General features: G+C 35.1%; 15 protein-coding genes. 5 read left to right on the forward strand and 10 right to left on the reverse strand.

The features are described from left to right. Positions 1–128 precede the first annotated feature (128 nt). On the forward strand, positions 129–599 hold the full coding sequence (locus tag AAJG31_RS06830) for a hypothetical protein (RefSeq protein WP_054550673.1): 471 nt from the start codon (positions 129–131) through the stop codon (positions 597–599). Between the two features lie 31 nt (positions 600–630). Here AAJG31_RS06830 and AAJG31_RS06835 read toward each other — a convergent pair whose 3' ends face one another. The 10 genes from AAJG31_RS06835 to AAJG31_RS06880 all read right to left on the reverse strand — a co-directional run bounded on the left by AAJG31_RS06835 (position 631) and on the right by AAJG31_RS06880 (position 11,010). Beyond that, a complete protein-coding gene (locus AAJG31_RS06835; RefSeq protein WP_081011057.1) occupies positions 631–1,761 on the reverse strand; it encodes a CamS family sex pheromone protein in 1,131 nt (376 codons plus the stop codon). A 282-nt stretch (positions 1,762–2,043) separates the two neighbouring features. Next, positions 2,044–2,439 carry a VOC family protein gene (locus AAJG31_RS06840; RefSeq protein WP_103117691.1) on the reverse strand — a complete coding sequence of 132 codons (396 nt, stop codon included), beginning with the start codon at positions 2,437–2,439 and terminating at the stop codon, positions 2,044–2,046. Between the two features lie 219 nt (positions 2,440–2,658). Further along, on the reverse strand, positions 2,659–3,576 hold the full coding sequence (locus tag AAJG31_RS06845; RefSeq protein WP_131519623.1) for a serine hydrolase: 918 nt from the start codon (positions 3,574–3,576) through the stop codon (positions 2,659–2,661). Between the two features lie 88 nt (positions 3,577–3,664). After that, positions 3,665–4,792, reverse strand: coding sequence for a HAMP domain-containing sensor histidine kinase (locus tag AAJG31_RS06850; protein ID WP_081011056.1), 1,128 nt, complete (start codon positions 4,790–4,792; stop codon positions 3,665–3,667). Next, entirely contained in the window at positions 4,782–5,474 is a 693-nt protein-coding gene (gene vanR / locus AAJG31_RS06855; protein ID WP_199768326.1) for a VanR-ABDEGLN family response regulator transcription factor, read from the reverse strand. The genes AAJG31_RS06850 and vanR overlap by 11 nt, the downstream gene beginning before the upstream one ends. Before the next feature lie 220 nt (positions 5,475–5,694). After that, positions 5,695–6,282 carry a pyridoxamine 5'-phosphate oxidase family protein gene (locus AAJG31_RS06860; protein ID WP_066038246.1) on the reverse strand — a complete coding sequence of 196 codons (588 nt, stop codon included), beginning with the start codon at positions 6,280–6,282 and terminating at the stop codon, positions 5,695–5,697. A gap of 159 nt (positions 6,283–6,441) precedes the next feature. Next, positions 6,442–7,242 carry a DUF817 domain-containing protein gene (locus tag AAJG31_RS06865; RefSeq protein WP_054550667.1) on the reverse strand — a complete coding sequence of 267 codons (801 nt, stop codon included), beginning with the start codon at positions 7,240–7,242 and terminating at the stop codon, positions 6,442–6,444. A gap of 203 nt (positions 7,243–7,445) precedes the next feature. After that, positions 7,446–8,873 (reverse strand): amino acid permease, encoded by a 1,428-nt coding sequence (locus AAJG31_RS06870; RefSeq protein ID WP_004232450.1) that lies wholly within the window; start codon positions 8,871–8,873, stop codon positions 7,446–7,448. 268 nt (positions 8,874–9,141) lie between these two features. Further along, entirely contained in the window at positions 9,142–10,047 is a 906-nt protein-coding gene (gene rocF / locus AAJG31_RS06875) for an arginase (RefSeq protein ID WP_048389666.1), read from the reverse strand. Positions 10,048–10,422: 375 nt separating this feature from the next. Further along, positions 10,423–11,010 carry a TetR/AcrR family transcriptional regulator gene (locus AAJG31_RS06880; RefSeq protein ID WP_054550665.1) on the reverse strand — a complete coding sequence of 196 codons (588 nt, stop codon included), beginning with the start codon at positions 11,008–11,010 and terminating at the stop codon, positions 10,423–10,425. A 126-nt stretch (positions 11,011–11,136) separates the two neighbouring features. Here AAJG31_RS06880 and AAJG31_RS06885 point away from each other — a divergent pair, with 126 nt between their 5' ends. The 4 genes from AAJG31_RS06885 (at position 11,137) to AAJG31_RS06900 (ending at position 15,509) form a co-directional block, all read left to right on the forward strand. Further along, positions 11,137–12,129 carry an acryloyl-CoA reductase gene (locus AAJG31_RS06885; RefSeq protein WP_279494374.1) on the forward strand — a complete coding sequence of 331 codons (993 nt, stop codon included), beginning with the start codon at positions 11,137–11,139 and terminating at the stop codon, positions 12,127–12,129. A gap of 288 nt (positions 12,130–12,417) precedes the next feature. Beyond that, positions 12,418–13,545, forward strand: a complete 1,128-nt coding sequence (locus tag AAJG31_RS06890) for an acyltransferase (protein WP_259949968.1) — start codon at positions 12,418–12,420, stop codon at positions 13,543–13,545. Between the two features lie 618 nt (positions 13,546–14,163). Further along, on the forward strand, positions 14,164–14,670 hold the full coding sequence (locus AAJG31_RS06895) for a helix-turn-helix domain-containing protein (protein WP_066038258.1): 507 nt from the start codon (positions 14,164–14,166) through the stop codon (positions 14,668–14,670). Continuing rightward, positions 14,667–15,509: an IS3 family transposase gene (locus tag AAJG31_RS06900; RefSeq protein WP_066038259.1), complete on the forward strand. Its 843-nt coding sequence runs from the start codon at positions 14,667–14,669 to the stop codon at positions 15,507–15,509. The genes AAJG31_RS06895 and AAJG31_RS06900 overlap by 4 nt, the downstream gene beginning before the upstream one ends. Positions 15,510–15,655: the final 146 nt, after the last annotated feature.

Genomic DNA, 15,655 nt, shown 5'->3' on the forward strand with positions numbered 1-15,655 from the left:
CAATGAATGTCTATTAAGTTTTTGAAGGTCCTCTAACAAATGAAAAATAAGCAACCAAACTAATATTTACTATAAAGTTAAATAAAGGTATTATTGAGATAATTCAAAAATATTTAAGCGGAGGAATCATGAGAAAATTTACCTCTTTATTTATAGTTACTCTTTTTATATTTCCAATTGGTGGAGCATCTTTTATAGAAGATCCTATACTCCAACCATCTATTCCGCCGAACCTTGGTGCTTCTGCTGAGGAATCTTATTCTACCCCCACAGCTGAAAAAAGTGATGATTCTCTTCTTACAACGTCTTCTACCTTTCCAACTGGTCAGGGTTCGATGAGCTTTAATTTTAAAGCACCTAGTAATGGCACTGATACAATTCAAATTTATGTGAAAAATAACAGCTCACAATCTATTAGGTTTATATTAACTGCACCTAATGGAACGGTTTGGATAGACGGAGAGATCATTAAATCTGGACAATCATTTACTTCAACTTACGAGTTGGATGCAAGCCAAGCTGGTCAATGGTTCATGAAATTTGATAATAATGATGGTTCTTCAATTACAGTAGATATAAATACAAGTTACGAAATTTAATATGGAGCTTCACCCTTTAGCTTTTTTCTATTCAAATAGGTGATGCAAAAATTTGTTTTTCCGTTGGGTCCCAGAGAACAATTCCAACATCCTGCTTCTGATCGATTACCCGAATGGTGATGGGGATATAGTCAAATAAAATTGTATTTATTTTTGTACTAGTGAGCTGTAACAAGCCAATTAATTCAATATCATTAACCAGTGGTACGTGTATTTCTAGATTAATATCTGTTAATTTGCCATCTTCATAACGAAGTTTTCCCATGATTTTAGGATTTAAATGTTTAAATCCACCTTGAATATCCTCTTTAAAAATTAATAATTTATTATACATATTTTGGTCCAAACTATATAAAGCATCTGATGGGAATATATAATGCTTTTTATCTATATCAAACCATTTTGTTATGGTATCTGTATCTTTAGGAATAAAGGTTTCAGCTAAAAATATGCCTGGAATAATATCGTTTATATTAGATTCTTGATATAAAGTTAAATAAATAGGGACTCTCGGATATTTTTCATTTTTTCTAATATCCTCAAGAATCCTTTTAGCTACTTCCTTCCCATAATTTTTAACATCGTTGATATCATCATCATTTTGGTCTACTTTCACTTGGCCTGTGTAAATTAAACCATTGGCATCGGAAACTCGTATATCATAAAATTCATTTAACGAGATCGCGATCGATAGTCCCTCTACTTTGTTATTTTCTTTATTAATAAAATTTTGTTCTAACACATGTGAGAGAATCAAAGGATACTTTTTTTCATCCTCTAGCACATTGTCACTTCTAGTTTCAATGGCTGGATTTAACCCAATACCTTCATCTGTTTTTCTACTTAACCATTGGCTGATCATTTTCTCTTCGAGATATTGACCTTCCTGCATATAAAACTTGTCAGTTGAGAAATGATTCACCGATAAATTCATGAGCCCTCTTTCAATTTCATTAATATTTAAAGCGTTATTCATATTATTGATGATTGAACCTCTAGCAATATTGACTTTTGCAGGCTGTTGAATCTCATAGACCTCCTTTTTCTGTATCGATGAAATATACTTTTTCTCATTAGCAGTAACACTTTTATCCTCACTACTACAAGATGCTAAAATCAATATTGGTGCGAATAAAAATAACATAAAGCTTCTTTTTTTCATTGCTATTTCTCCTTGCATACTATGTATCATTTGATAAATTATCTCATTCAACGATACCAAATTTACCAAAATAAAACATTATATATTTACAAATCTCCCCATTTACCTATCTGATAATCAAAAAAGACCTATGCTCGTTTTCTCGAACATAGGTCTTACTACTTTCAACTGCTAATGAGTGGGTTTTTCACTACAGTGGAGTGGCTCTCACACTTTTAAGAGCGGGTTTTCGCTTCTTTAGGAGCGGGTTCCCTCCTTCTTAGAGCGATTTATCCCTCAATACTATTTGGCATTTTTATCGGGCTGGTGAATACCAAATACATTGCCTTCCGTATCAATATAATAGCCTTGCCATGCCATTCCTGGTAATGCGTACTTTGGCATGGCTACTTTGCCCCCGTTTTCAAGAATTTTTGCTTCCGTTACATCATAACTTTCAACACCCATTGTACAAGCATAGCCATTCAACGCTTGGTTTGTTTCTGGTGGAGGCCCTTGGCGTTGCATTAAAGCACCGTTAATGCCAAGTTCACCATCTTCACCTGTCACGGCACCGAAGTAAGGCATGCCTGCATATTCACTCCAGTCCTGAAATGACCATCCAAAAACTTCCCCATAAAAATCCTTAGCTCGATCCATATCACTTACATGAATTTCAAAATGAACTAATCTCCCCATAGTATCCTCCTTAAAGATGAATGTATTTGATCATATTTACTATATATCATTTTTCTGAAGATTAAAATTAATAAATTATTTCTGCCATACCAACAACATGTTGGTTATAGAGACTTATATGGAATCTCCCATCTATTATTCAATTCTATTATTTTTACAACTACAAAAAAGTGTGACTAGAAAATGAATTATTCTCTAATCACACACTATTAGGGCTAGTTATAATTGACTATATACCGAAATGGCATCGGTAATATTATATTGCTCCGTTCTAGGGCTGCCGTCCGCTCCTACTGTCACTAGCACATATTCTTGTCCATTTATAAGGGCTAAGCTTGCTAAACATAAGCCTGCATCTTCTGTATAGCCAGTTTTTCCACCTAAAATTTCCCCTCCTGGCAATGCACTTGACGTCATATGCTGAAACATGCGACTGGTAAAAGTAATGCCTTCCGGATGAAGGTTTGTTGATTTTATAGAATATCTTTCTGCTGTATAAACATTTCGAAAATCATCGTTTGTTAAGGCGTATTGTAAAAGTAAAGACATATCCTTTACAGTTGTATAATGATCTGAATGGTGGAGTCCAGTTGTATTCACAAAGTGCGTATTTTTCATGCCTAGCTGCTGCGCCTTTTCGTTCATCAGTTTCACAAATCCACGTTCTGACCCCGCAACATATTCAGCTAAACCTAGTGATGCCTCTGCACCTGATGGCAACATAGAGCCATACAACAAATCTTCTACTGTCAGCTTTTCATTTGGGAGAAAGCCCGCCACTGACGCATTTTCCTCTAATAAATCCCGAAAGATATGTTTAGGTAAAATGATTTCTTCTTGTAAATTGGAGATCTGCTCTATCGCGACTAGAACCGTCATCATTTTTGTCAAAGAAGCAGGATAAATCTTTTCCTCACTTTTTTTATCTAAAACAATTTGATTTTCATCCAAATTCACTAAAATTGCATTCGAACTGTACATATCAAGATCGAGCATATGCTGACTGGCTGTTTGTACTACTTTTGGTGCATGATCTATTTCCTGACGTAAAGTCATTGGCGATTCTTTCAATAGTAAATAAACGAAAATCAGTATGGATAAGAACAATAAACTCAATATACCTTTTCTCTTGAACATAAAAACAACTCCTTCTCTTTATGCTTTTATTCAACCATAAAAAAAGGAGCTTATTTTTAATTTACTATTAGTGAATTCTTAAGGTTTCTTAAGAATTGGTTGGAATCATCACGGTGAATACGGTTGTATCATTACTAGAAGTTGCGGTAATGGTTCCGCCATGGGCCTGTACAATTTCATTAGAAATGGCTAAACCAAGCCCAGCACCTCCTGTTTGGGTAGACCTTGCACTATCTAAGCGGTAAAACTTTTCAAATATCATTTTTAATTTTTCAGGAGGGATCGTCTTCCCTGTATTCGTAAACGAAATAAATGTCTGATTATTTTCGCTTTGCGCACTAATTTCAATTGTACTATTTGGATCACTATAGGCAATTGCATTTTTTAAAATATTATTAAATACCCTTGCTATCTTATTACCGTCTGCATAGATAGTAATATCTTCATCTAATTTGACGATGGCTTTTTGACCCTTTGGTGCCAGCAATGGATAAAACTCGTCGGCCACTTGCATTAACATATGTTGTAAAGGAATAGAATCTTTCTCTAAAATGATGGATTGTAAATTAAACCTGGTTATTTCAAAAAATTCATTGATTAGTTGTTCCAGTCTATAAGATTTATCTAATGTAATCGTCACATATTTTTCTTTCTGCTCTACCGGCATATCCCTCGCTTCATCTAAAAGACTTAAGTAGCCAATAATGGATGTTAAAGGTGTTTTAATATCATGCGCTAAATAGACAACTAAATCATTCTTTCGTTGCTCAGCTTCTTGTGCATCCCTTGCACGCTTTTCTAATTTATATTTCACGTTATTTAATTTTTTTTCCAAAAAATCGAGTTCAGCTGGGAGCTCAATTTCCTTCCCTGACTCATCAGCAAGCATGGTAATACTTGAACTAATTTGATGAAAATATCGGGTAAATCGAGACAAGGCGATATAGAAAATAATCAATAATAATAAAATAAATCCTATCGCAAGCCAAAGCGATTTATTTTGTCGAAATAACACATGATAGGCATTGCTTGCAGCATAATAATCAAGTTGCAAGACATTTTCACAAAAAGCAATAAAAGCATCTGCAAAGGGAGCTTGTAAGACCCCATCAATAAATGCAAAATTAATAAAAAAGCCTATGATGCTAGCGATGACAAGTATCGAAATAATTTGTAGAACCATTTTCCTTTTCAGTTTGCCAAACTCATTTTTCAATGGTATACCCCACTCCCCAAACCGTTTTAATATACTTTGGGTTCTCCGCAGCATCCTTCATTTTTTCCCGTAAATGTCGAATGTGAACCATTACCGTGTTATTGCTGCTAAAGTACTTTTCCCCCCAAATTTCTTGGAATAATTGCTCTGAGCTAATAACTGTCCCTCGATTTGCACATAAATACCAAAGAATAGCGAACTCCGTAGGTGTAAGGGATATGGACCTTTCATTTAAAAAGACTTGTCGTGTGTTTTTATTAATCACCAAGCCAGCAAAATCAATGATATCTTCCTGTTGCTTCGAACCTTGGTTGTAGAAAGTAAACCTTCGTATTTGTGCCTTTACACGAGCAACCAACTCTAATGGACGAAATGGCTTTGTTATATAATCATCTGCTCCCAGAGAAAATCCATTTATTTTATCGATTTCTTCTTCCTTTGCCGTAAGCATTATCACTGGAAAATTTAGTGTTTCTCGGATTTTTCGTAAAATAGTAAACCCATCTATATCAGGCATCATAATATCCAGAACAGCTAAATCTACTTTCTCATGCTCAATACATGCCAAAGCCTCTTGAGCCGTATAAAACTTAAATACATGATAGTTTTCATTTTTTAAGTAAAGTTCTATTAAATCTGCAATTTCCTTTTCATCGTCAACAACTAATATATTCAACTGTATTGCCCTCTCCTTCTCCCCACTTGTTTTCCAATGATTTTTCACAGGCATTATAGCACTTACGCATGACTATATCTATTATTAGGGTAGTTAGATGAAAACATCTTTCCAGCTCTACTTTTAATAAGTTTATATTAACAAAATCATAGATAGCTTCATAATGAACTATTACTACATCAAAAATAGGCTTAGGTTATATCCCAAGCCTCGCATTTTCTGGTAATTAATTTGTTGGATTGATTGCTGTAGTAGTAGATTTTCGACTCATATCCTGTGTTACCACTCTACCTGCGTAATATAGCATTTGTTTATTTAATTTATTCTCTTTTACAGTTATACTGGTCGGTTTCACTTTGAGAACAAGCGTTTTGCTCCCTAAAGATGACTGATATTTTTCGATATGCTTTTTTGATAAAGGTGCTTGGTAATAATCTGGTACATATTTATCAAGCATTGCCTGCATAGCAGCAGTAGCTTCATTTAAATCAGTAACAAATTCCACCAAACCATTTGCTACTACACTTATATAAGCCGTATCAGTCTTAGCAGGAATAGGGTCTACCATTGTTCCATAATTTTCACTTATTGTGATACATGCATTCCGATTATTTGTTAGAATATCTATTTTTCTTCCTTCGTTGGCACCATGAAAATAAAAACTTCCGTCTTTGTAAACATAATTTAGCGGAATAACATATGGCATATGTTGATCTACCAAACCAAGAAATGCAGTTTGTGCGCCTTCTAATAATTGTTTAATTTGTTTTTCATCTGTACAAGCTCTATTTATCATCCGAATATCTGTTACCATTATCATTCCCCCTATCCTCTTCTAAAAAGGAGTCTACAGCAGTATTGCACGTTAAAAAAGGGACAGTTTGATGAAAGGGCATGGGTACAAGGTAAAAATACTAGTTTATCAAAAGCCCATACTATTTTCTTAGAAGTTCTCTAGTTCTACAAATGAATGTCATATATTGAATGATTTCTTCTCCAAATTTTCACCTACATTACGATAGAATAGTTTAAGTTGCGCAACAATCATAATGCTAATGACTACAAGTAAAAACCATGAACTGATTTTACCAAAATGAACAATCGACCAAGACACCTCTTGATTTGGATAGGACCATGCTCCAAAGAACGTTGCAATATTTTCAGCAATCCAAATGAAAAAGCCAATCAAAAAGAACGATACAACGATGGGCATTTTAAAGACTTTGTTCCGTACTGTAAATTTTACAACAGTACGATAAAACACAATAAATAGTAGTGCCATTAACAGCCATCTAAAATCATAAATAAAATGGTGTGTGAAAAAATTCAAGTAGATAATGGCTCCAAGTGGAATAGCTACATAACTTTTTGGCCAGCTTACAATTTTTAAATCAAACCTACGCCAAGCTTGGCAAATATAACTTGCTACACTCGCATACATAAATCCGCTATATAAAGGCACACCCCCTATTTTTGTCCACGCCTCTTCAGGATATGACCATGAATTGAAATTCACTTTATATAGTTCGAGCACGAGCCCAATAATGTGAAACAAGCAAATGACTTTTATTTCATCCTTTGTTTCTAAACCAAATTTATACATCAAGTACTGAGTCAATAGACAGATTGCCAGAATAAAGTCATATCTTCCTACCCCAGGTATTTGAATGGCTTTAGAGAGTGCAAGTGTAGCAAATATCACAACGGGAAAAATACAAGATAATGATTGATGATACGTAAAGACTCCTAAGTCTTTAATAAAATTCTTCAACATGAATCCACCTCAAATGAACTTGTTCATAATTAAATTGCTTCTTGTATGAAGAATAAATGATAAATTATCTTATTTCAATATTTATTTATCGAAAAACAATAAATTTTTTCTCTTATTATTGGAACTATTCTTTGTTAAATACGTCTTTGTTGTTGCTTCTCTATGAAGAAAAGAGTAGCCATGTAAGTAGCTACTCTTTGATATTAAAGATATATTTTTTGATTTAATTTTAATTGGACTTCTTGTTGGTTTATTTCTAAATTCGTCACTTTTTTCACTTTTAAATAATAAACGATATAACAACCAATGAAGAATGCTCCACCACAGTAGAGTGCTAAACGTTGAGCTGGATCAAAAGCCAAGCTTGCCATAACAATACAGTTCGCTAATAAACCTAAAATAGGGATCACTGGATACAGCGGCGCTTTGAATTTTAAATCCTCTACTTTTCCTCCTTGGCGTATATAGGAGCGTCTAAATGCAATTTGAGATGCTGTAATCGCAATCCAACCAATTTGTGCACCTAAGCCTGCTAGAGATAATAACCACACAAAGACTGTATTAGCAGCAAATACACTTGACAGTAAAGACAGACCTGCTACAGCGAGTGTGATTAGTAATGCATTCATTGGGATACCTCTTTTATTAACTTTCCCTAAAACGGGACTTGCCATCTTTTCGACAGATAGTGAAAACAGCATACGTGTTGCAGCATAAAGACCCGAGTTTGCGACAGATAATAAGGCTGTTAGGATAACAAAATTCATAATATCTGCTGCATATGGAATACCTATGCTATCTAATACGACTACAAATGGACTTTCCACCACCCCTGCTTTATCCATTGGTATCATTGCTGCAAGTACAAATACGGATAACACAAAGAAGAACAGCGTACGCCAAACAGTTTGCTTAATAGATTTAGGGATAGTCTTTTCAGGATTTTCACTCTCCCCAGCAGCAATACCAATCAATTCTGTACCCTGGAATGAAAAATTCACGGTAATCATTGTAATAAGCAGTGCTGTTACACCATTAGGAAACAATCCACCCTCATAAAAATGAGTAAGGAAAGGGGCATTTGTTCCATCTTTCATATCGATTAGCCCAAACATAGCTGCTCCACCAACCGCAAGGAACATAATAATTGCCAATATCTTAATGCTGGAGAAGACAAATTCTGCTTCACCAAATGCTTTTGCTGATAAACCATTCAATACAAAGAGTAGTGCTGCAAATATTAGGCACCACATCCATACTGGTGAATCAGGAAACCATCTTTGCATTAGTTGTCCAGCCCCTAAAAACTCAAGAGCAACAGTTACTGCCCAACCTAGCCAGTATAGCCATCCAACGGCAAAACCAGTAGCAGGACCGATAAATTTCGTTGTGTACGTTTGGAATGAACCTGATACCGGCATAGCAACAGACAATTCACCCAAACATAGCATTGTTAAATACATAACTGCTCCGCCTACTAAGTAAGCTAGGATGGCACCAGTTGGCCCAGCTTGGTTAATCGTGTAGCCTGATCCAAGAAAGAAACCAGTTCCAATACATCCGCCAAGTGAAATCATAAATAAGTGTCTTGCTTTCATACTTCTTTTTAATTCATATTGTTCTGCTGCCATAAAAAACTCCTTACATTCATTATCTGTGTAAGCACTTTCTTTTTTTCGTACAAAACAGATAACAATCTAAAATTTGAATGTTAATAGATAAACTGTTTTATATATTTTATGAACTGTCAATTTTCTGACAAAATAAAGGCTATTGAATAGCTAAATTGTATTGTAAACTTACTATAGGGAGAGCTATTTTCTTATAGTTGGTTGTCGCGACCTAATTTTTTAAGAAAAGTTCTTCCTTCTGGGATACAAAATGACTTCTATTCATGGCTTAAAGTAATGTATCGCCAAATAGTGAGCTGATTAAAGCTACCGCAGCAATAGCCGTTTTATTGTATTGATCTAATACAGGGTTTGTCTCAACAAATTCTGCTGAAGTAATAATATTTGCTTCTGACAGCATTTCCATAGCTAAATGACTTTCACGATAGCTAATACCACCTGCTACTGGCGTGCCTACACCTGGTGCATCATTTGGATCCAGTCCATCTAAATCTAATGATAGGTGAACACCGTCTGTGCGCTCCTTTAAATAGTCAATCGTTTCTGACATTACTTTCGTCATTCCTAAACGATCAATTTCATGCATCGTGTATACTTTAATACCAATTTCCTTAATAAGCTTTTTTTCTCCAGGATCTAAATCTCGAGCACCAATGATAACAACGTTTTCAGGCTTTACCTTTGGAGCATAGCCTCCGATATTTGTAAGTGCTGGATGTCCAAGGCCCAAGCTTACAGCTAAAGACATGCCATGGATATTTCCTGAAGGAGATGTTTCACCAGTATTTAAATCGCCATGGGCATCATACCAAATGACACCTAGATTCTCATAATGCTTGGAAACTCCTGCTAATGTTCCAATAGCAATACTATGGTCTCCACCTAAAACTAAAGGAAAACGGTTTAAAGAAATTTCATGGTCTACTTTTTGGCCTAGCTTCTCGTTACTTTCTGTGACAGTTTTTAAATTTTTTAAGTTTGTCTTTCCTTCTGCGTCTTTATCTTCGTGTACGAAGTCAATAGTTAAATCCCCTTCGTCGTAAATCGAATAACCAAGTCTCTCAAGTCGTTCAGTTACCCCCGCATATCTGATAGCACTTGGTCCCATGTCTACGCCTCTTCTTGTTTGACCTAAATCCATGGGCACCCCAATAATTGTCACTTCTTTATTCATGATGTTTTCTCCTCTCCAACAATTACTTTCACAGTATAAAGAAATTGCAACATTGACTCAACTCGACATTATTTTAAATTTTTATACAGTTTAAATTATTAAAAACATAGATTTATTCTTGTATAAACGATTGCATAAACGCTATTTCAATGCATAACAAAACAATTTTTTCCTTTTTAGTGCGTATTTTTGTAAAAAATTACTAAACAAAATATTAAAACTGTTCTTTTTTTATAGTTTTTTCCGAAAATTTTGACGGTAATTTTATCTATAAATGCAATATGTTAATAAATATTTTCCAAGATCATTCAATTATTCTTCTTTTTTACGGCAAAAAAAAGCCTTACTACAATAGTAATAAGGCTTTTCAATTGCCTATTTTAATAATCGCACAATACTATTCAAACAGGTTTCTTTATAAAATTTATGTTGTTCTTCTAAATCGCAGGTTAACCACTGAATTAATGAACCATCAATCATTGCCCTCATCATTTTTGCATAGGTTAAGGAATCAATGTCTGAACTAAAGACACCTTCTCTTTTTCCTAATTCAATAATTTCTTGTCCAATTCCCCAGCAATTCTCATAAAATTTTAAGTTAATTCTTTTGTACTCTTCATTGCTATTTGCCTGAGCTAAAAAGTCTAAATAAACCCTGTAAAATTTTTTATTTTCTATAGGGGATACAAATACAGCATTTAAGTAGGCATGAAGCTTGTCTATAGCTGTTTGATGCTTGCCTATTTCTTGGATTTCATAGCTGTAGATTTTGTTCGTAGTGGATTCAAGTAATTCTAATAAAATGTTTTGTTTGCTTGTAAAGTAGTAGTGAACTACCCCTTTTGAGACACTGGCATGATTGGCTATGTCTTGTAGTGTAACCTTATCATAACCTAATTGTGAAACAGCGTTAAAGGCTGCTTTCATAATCTGTTTTTTACGTTCTTCCTCTTTCTTTTTCATAGGAGCCTCCGATGACTTGATAGAAGTTATTATACATGAAGAGTAGCAACAATCCAATTTTATGTTGACCGGTCAGAATAATTTTGATACTGTTTAATGGAATAAAATTGTAGGGGGACGTTTACGATGACGGCAGAAAATTTTAGTGCGTTAGTAGTCAATAAAGATGATGCATTTACAGTGAAAGTGAACAAGTTAACTTTAGAAGATCTACCAAAGGGTGAGGTATTAATTAAAGTTAGTTATTCAGGTATTAATTATAAAGATAGTCTTGCCTCTATTCCTGATGGTAAAATCGTTACGTCTTATCCTTTTGTTCCTGGCATTGATTTAGCTGGGACTGTTGTTTCTTCTGAGGATTCTCGCTTTAAAATTGATGACGAGGTCATTGCAACTAGCTATGAAATAGGTGTTTCCCATTTTGGTGGCTTTAGTGAATATGCCCGCATCCCAGCGCAATGGATTGTACCGCTTCCAAAAGGACTTTCCCTTAAAGAGGCTATGGTAATTGGTACTGCAGGATTTACAGCTGCATTATCTGTTCAAAAGTTAGAGGAAAATGGTATTCATCCTGAAAAGGGGAAAATTCTTGTGACAGGGGCTACAGGTGGTGTAGGTAGCTTTGCCGTATCTATTCTTTCAACACTGGGTTATCAAGTTGAAGCGAGCACAGGAAAAGAATCTGAACATGAATATTTACAATCACTCGGGGCTACTACAATAGTAAATCGTGAAGAGGTTTATGATGGAAAAATTAAAGCATTAGGCAAACAAAAATGGGCTGCTGCTGTTGATTCTGTTGGTGGAGAGCCACTTGCCTCATTATTAAGCCAAATTCAATATGGTGGGGCTGTTGCATGTAGTGGTTTAACGGCAGGTACACAGCTTCCTACAAGTGTATTTCCCTTCATTTTAAGAGGCGTGAGTTTACTTGGAGTTGATTCTGTTTATTGCCCAATGGACATTCGATTAAACATTTGGCATCGACTAGCGACTGATTTCAAACCAGCAAACCTTAATGATTTTATTCAGCAAGAGGTAACACTACAACAACTTCCTGATGTTTTACCTATTTTACTGAAGGGTCAAGCAAGAGGTAGAATCCTTGTTGCATTATAAGGAGTTTAATTAAGCTTCCTTCTTTATTCTATTTCCCAGAAAATAATTCTAGTTGGCAAATAACAACATACAGCTACTACGCAAAGCGAGCGTGGTAGCTTTTTTTATTGTTGACATCTCCCTGACATAAAAGCGCTTTATAGTAGCTCATGAACAACCCACTTGTTTCCTTTAGACAAATTTAGGCAACAAAGCTTGTCTAAATTTGTACTAACAAGCATACCAATAGAGTATGTAGGCAGTATTCTGGGAATTCAATACTATAATTAATACTTTGGAGATGATCGTATGAAGCGAGCACATATTAATGAATTAGCTATTACACGGGCTTTAGCCATTCTAGCTGTTCTTCTTATTCATTCTACTAGTACACCTGTAACGACTTTATCTAGTGACTCAAAATTATATCCATTTTATGTATTTTTCAATATCTCCCCTAAATTCGCTGTCCCTGCTTTTATTTTTTTAAGTGGCTTTGTATTATTTTACAATTATATACAAAAGGATTTAACAAAGGAGCTTATCATTCATTTTTATAAAAAAAGAGTGACCCAAATACTCATTCCTTATCTCTTTTTTTCTATTTTTTATTATGCAGCGATGCAATTTTATGTGACACATGATTTAGTAGACACATGGCGTTCTCTATTTAGTATCGAATTTCTAGAAAAACTTTTATTAGGCAAAGCGTATACGCATCTATACTATATTTTTATTATTGTTCAATTCTATCTTATGTTCCCATTATTCCTATATATTTTAAAGAAAAAACCAGCACTATCTCCTTATTTAATTTGGATTGGGTTCGTTCTTCAATGGGTCTTTATTCTATTAAACGCTGAGTTATGGCAGTATCCCTATAGAGGGAGTATCGCTTTTTCCTATCTCTTTTATTTCTTAGCAGGGGCATTTTTAGGAATTTATTTTGAAAAATACAAAGGATGGCTTCAACTAAAAAAAGAAAATTTTCCTATCAAGATACTTTTTGTGTGGTGTATATGGCTAATTTCTACTATATATAATGTTTATTTATATTACTTTGTTTATACATCACAAACCTATATAGTGAACAGCACAATATTTGAGCTAGTTTTTCAGCTACAATCTTTAACAGCCTGTATTGTCTTATTACAGCTTTCTTTCTGGATCTATGATAAATGGAACCATGCTTTTGTAAATGGCTTAATCAATCTAGGAACAGTATCATTTGGCGTCTATCTATTGCATCCATTTTTCCTTTTCCTTTATAGACAATTAAGTACTGGTGGTAATAGTATAATCTATCACCTATGGAGCATTGGTGGCTTTATCTTTGCTCTATTCGTCACATGGATGGTCGTGCTATTGATGGGCAGATTCTTTAAATATCATTGGATTGCCTTTGGACCTATCCCGAGCAAATTCCCTTACAAATAGCCGTTCAATATGCACAGCCAGTCGTCGATTTGTTTCCGTCAACTGGTGTATATTTAGTTGAGAACCTGTTATTTTGTGCTTACCGTTACTGAAATACTAATGTTTCTTCTGTGGTGCATTATTAAATAAGAAGAAACAAATTAAAAAGACCCTGTGGAAATCTACCAAGGGGTTTCATAGTGTTAAAAAAGCAATCAATAAAAAGTGAAAATGAATTTCCGTTGCAGGCTACTTACTTTCCTGTGGGCGAGCGCCGAATTGCTTCCTCCGCTACCACTCCGTTTAGCGTTTTGCCTGTCTTGCTATCCCACGGGAGTCAAGTAGCCCTCCCCTCCCCCACAAAAGTGTTACCTTATTAGCAAAGGTTTTCAAATAAAGTGAAGGTTTTATGAAGAGGGGTTATCACGCATCACTTCTCTACATTGAAAATAAAAACCTATCCTTTTTCTAATCATGCAAATCATGGGCTATTTTGATCGCTCTGCTAGTATGAAAAATAAGGAAAAAACACTTTTGCAGAATGGTTGATTGGAGTGGAGCCAGCGTCACTCCTAGGGGATTTAGTGAACTGCACCCAAAATATTGGACTTAAAAAATCTAATATAGGGGGTGCAGTTAGTGATTTCTGATGAACAAAAGTTAGCCGCAGTTCTAGCTTACATTGAAGAAAAGGAAAGTACGTATCAGATTGCCAATAGATTACAGAGGGATCGACAGTACGTTCGATTATGGATTGAATTATATCGATACCATGGCATTGAAGGAATTATTCGTCCTCAAGGGTTCACGAATTACGAAGATTCTTTTAAAATAAAAGTAATTCAACACCTGATAGAGACGGGCGATTCGCTCCTTCAGACTGCTGCGAAGTTTAATATTCCTTCTCGTGAAACCATTCGGAGATGGAAAAAACAGTGGATGTCCAAGGCTGGAAAGGTGCTCTATCAAATAGAAAAGGAGCACCAATCAATGCCAAAAAAACAACCACCTTCGTCTGATTTAAATGAAAAAACAACGGAAGAGTTAAAAGCGGAAATTGAGTATTTACGGATGGAAAATGCCTATTTAAAAAAGTTGAAAGCCTTAGTTCAAGAAAAGGAAGCATTCAAACCGAAGAAAAAATGAGAGCTGTGTATGAGCTAAGGCTGGAATTTCCACTTCAAGCTCTATTAAAAGTGGCAAAAATCAAGAAAAGTACGTATTATTATCATCTTCAAAAATGGGTAAAACCAGATAAATATCAGGCGATCAAAGAACGAATCCAGACACTTTTTCATCACCATAAGGGGCGTTATGGCTATCGTCGTATTTGTCTTGCCCTCCGAAATGAAGGTTTTTTCATCAACCATAAAACGGTACAACGATTGATGCAAGAATTGGGCTTAAAAGGGACGGTACGCCCTAAAAAATACCGTTCGTATAAAGGGACAGTCGGCTATGTCGCAGAGAATGTCATCCAACGTGATTTTGAAGCCACTGCATCCAATCAGAAATGGGTAACCGATGTCACAGAGTTTAAAATAAACGGTCAAAAAATCTATGTATCGGCTGTATTAGATTTATTCAATCGAGAAATCGTTGGATATGAGGTATCAAAATCACCTAATTTTGAGTTAGTTCAACAGTCTTTTAAAAAGGCGTTTACGTATACAAAGTTATCGAAAAAGAGTGGCTTAATCATTCATTCTGATCAAGGATGGTTATATCAAATACCCCGTTTTAAAGCGTTATTGACAACGCATGAAATCAAGCAAAGTATGTCACGGAAAGGAAATTGTTTAGATAATGCCGTAATAGAAAGCTTTTTTGGTATTCTGAAATCAGAATTTCTGTACACAACTACGTTTAAAAACTATGTAGAATTTACAAAAGCATTAGCAGATTATATTTACTATTACAATCATGAGCGGATTAAAAGAAAACTCAACGGAAAAAGTCCCGTTGAGTATCGAAAAGCTTCGTAAAAAAGTTTATATTTTTGGGGTCAGATCATAGCGTCTCAGAGGAGACCCTGGAGCGAACACAGCGGCTCATCGGACGCCCCCTGGAAAGGACCGCTGGCGGAACGGAAATCAACCTCTCGCAGGTCTTTCTCTCCTATTAGCATGAT

Origin of the sequence: Lysinibacillus sp. BS3, from assembly GCF_039614735.1 — a bacterium.
GTDB lineage: Bacteria > Bacillota > Bacilli > Bacillales_A > Planococcaceae > Lysinibacillus > Lysinibacillus capsici.

Excerpts from the sequence above, each read along its gene's own strand:
- AAJG31_RS06830 (WP_054550673.1), top strand. The coding sequence starts at position 129 with ATGAGAAAATTTACCTCTTTATTTATAGTTACTCTTTTTATATTTCCA.
- AAJG31_RS06835 (WP_081011057.1), bottom strand. The coding sequence starts at position 1,761 with ATGAAAAAAAGAAGCTTTATGTTATTTTTATTCGCACCAATATTGATT.
- AAJG31_RS06840 (WP_103117691.1), bottom strand. The coding sequence starts at position 2,439 with ATGGGGAGATTAGTTCATTTTGAAATTCATGTAAGTGATATGGATCGA.
- AAJG31_RS06845 (WP_131519623.1), bottom strand. The coding sequence starts at position 3,576 with ATGTTCAAGAGAAAAGGTATATTGAGTTTATTGTTCTTATCCATACTG.
- AAJG31_RS06860 (WP_066038246.1), bottom strand. The coding sequence starts at position 6,282 with ATGGTAACAGATATTCGGATGATAAATAGAGCTTGTACAGATGAAAAA.
- AAJG31_RS06865 (WP_054550667.1), bottom strand. The coding sequence starts at position 7,242 with ATGTTGAAGAATTTTATTAAAGACTTAGGAGTCTTTACGTATCATCAA.
- AAJG31_RS06870 (WP_004232450.1), bottom strand. The coding sequence starts at position 8,873 with ATGGCAGCAGAACAATATGAATTAAAAAGAAGTATGAAAGCAAGACAC.
- rocF (WP_048389666.1), bottom strand. The coding sequence starts at position 10,047 with ATGAATAAAGAAGTGACAATTATTGGGGTGCCCATGGATTTAGGTCAA.
- AAJG31_RS06880 (WP_054550665.1), bottom strand. The coding sequence starts at position 11,010 with ATGAAAAAGAAAGAGGAAGAACGTAAAAAACAGATTATGAAAGCAGCC.
- AAJG31_RS06885 (WP_279494374.1), top strand. The coding sequence starts at position 11,137 with ATGACGGCAGAAAATTTTAGTGCGTTAGTAGTCAATAAAGATGATGCA.
- AAJG31_RS06890 (WP_259949968.1), top strand. The coding sequence starts at position 12,418 with ATGAAGCGAGCACATATTAATGAATTAGCTATTACACGGGCTTTAGCC.
- AAJG31_RS06900 (WP_066038259.1), top strand. The coding sequence starts at position 14,667 with ATGAGAGCTGTGTATGAGCTAAGGCTGGAATTTCCACTTCAAGCTCTA.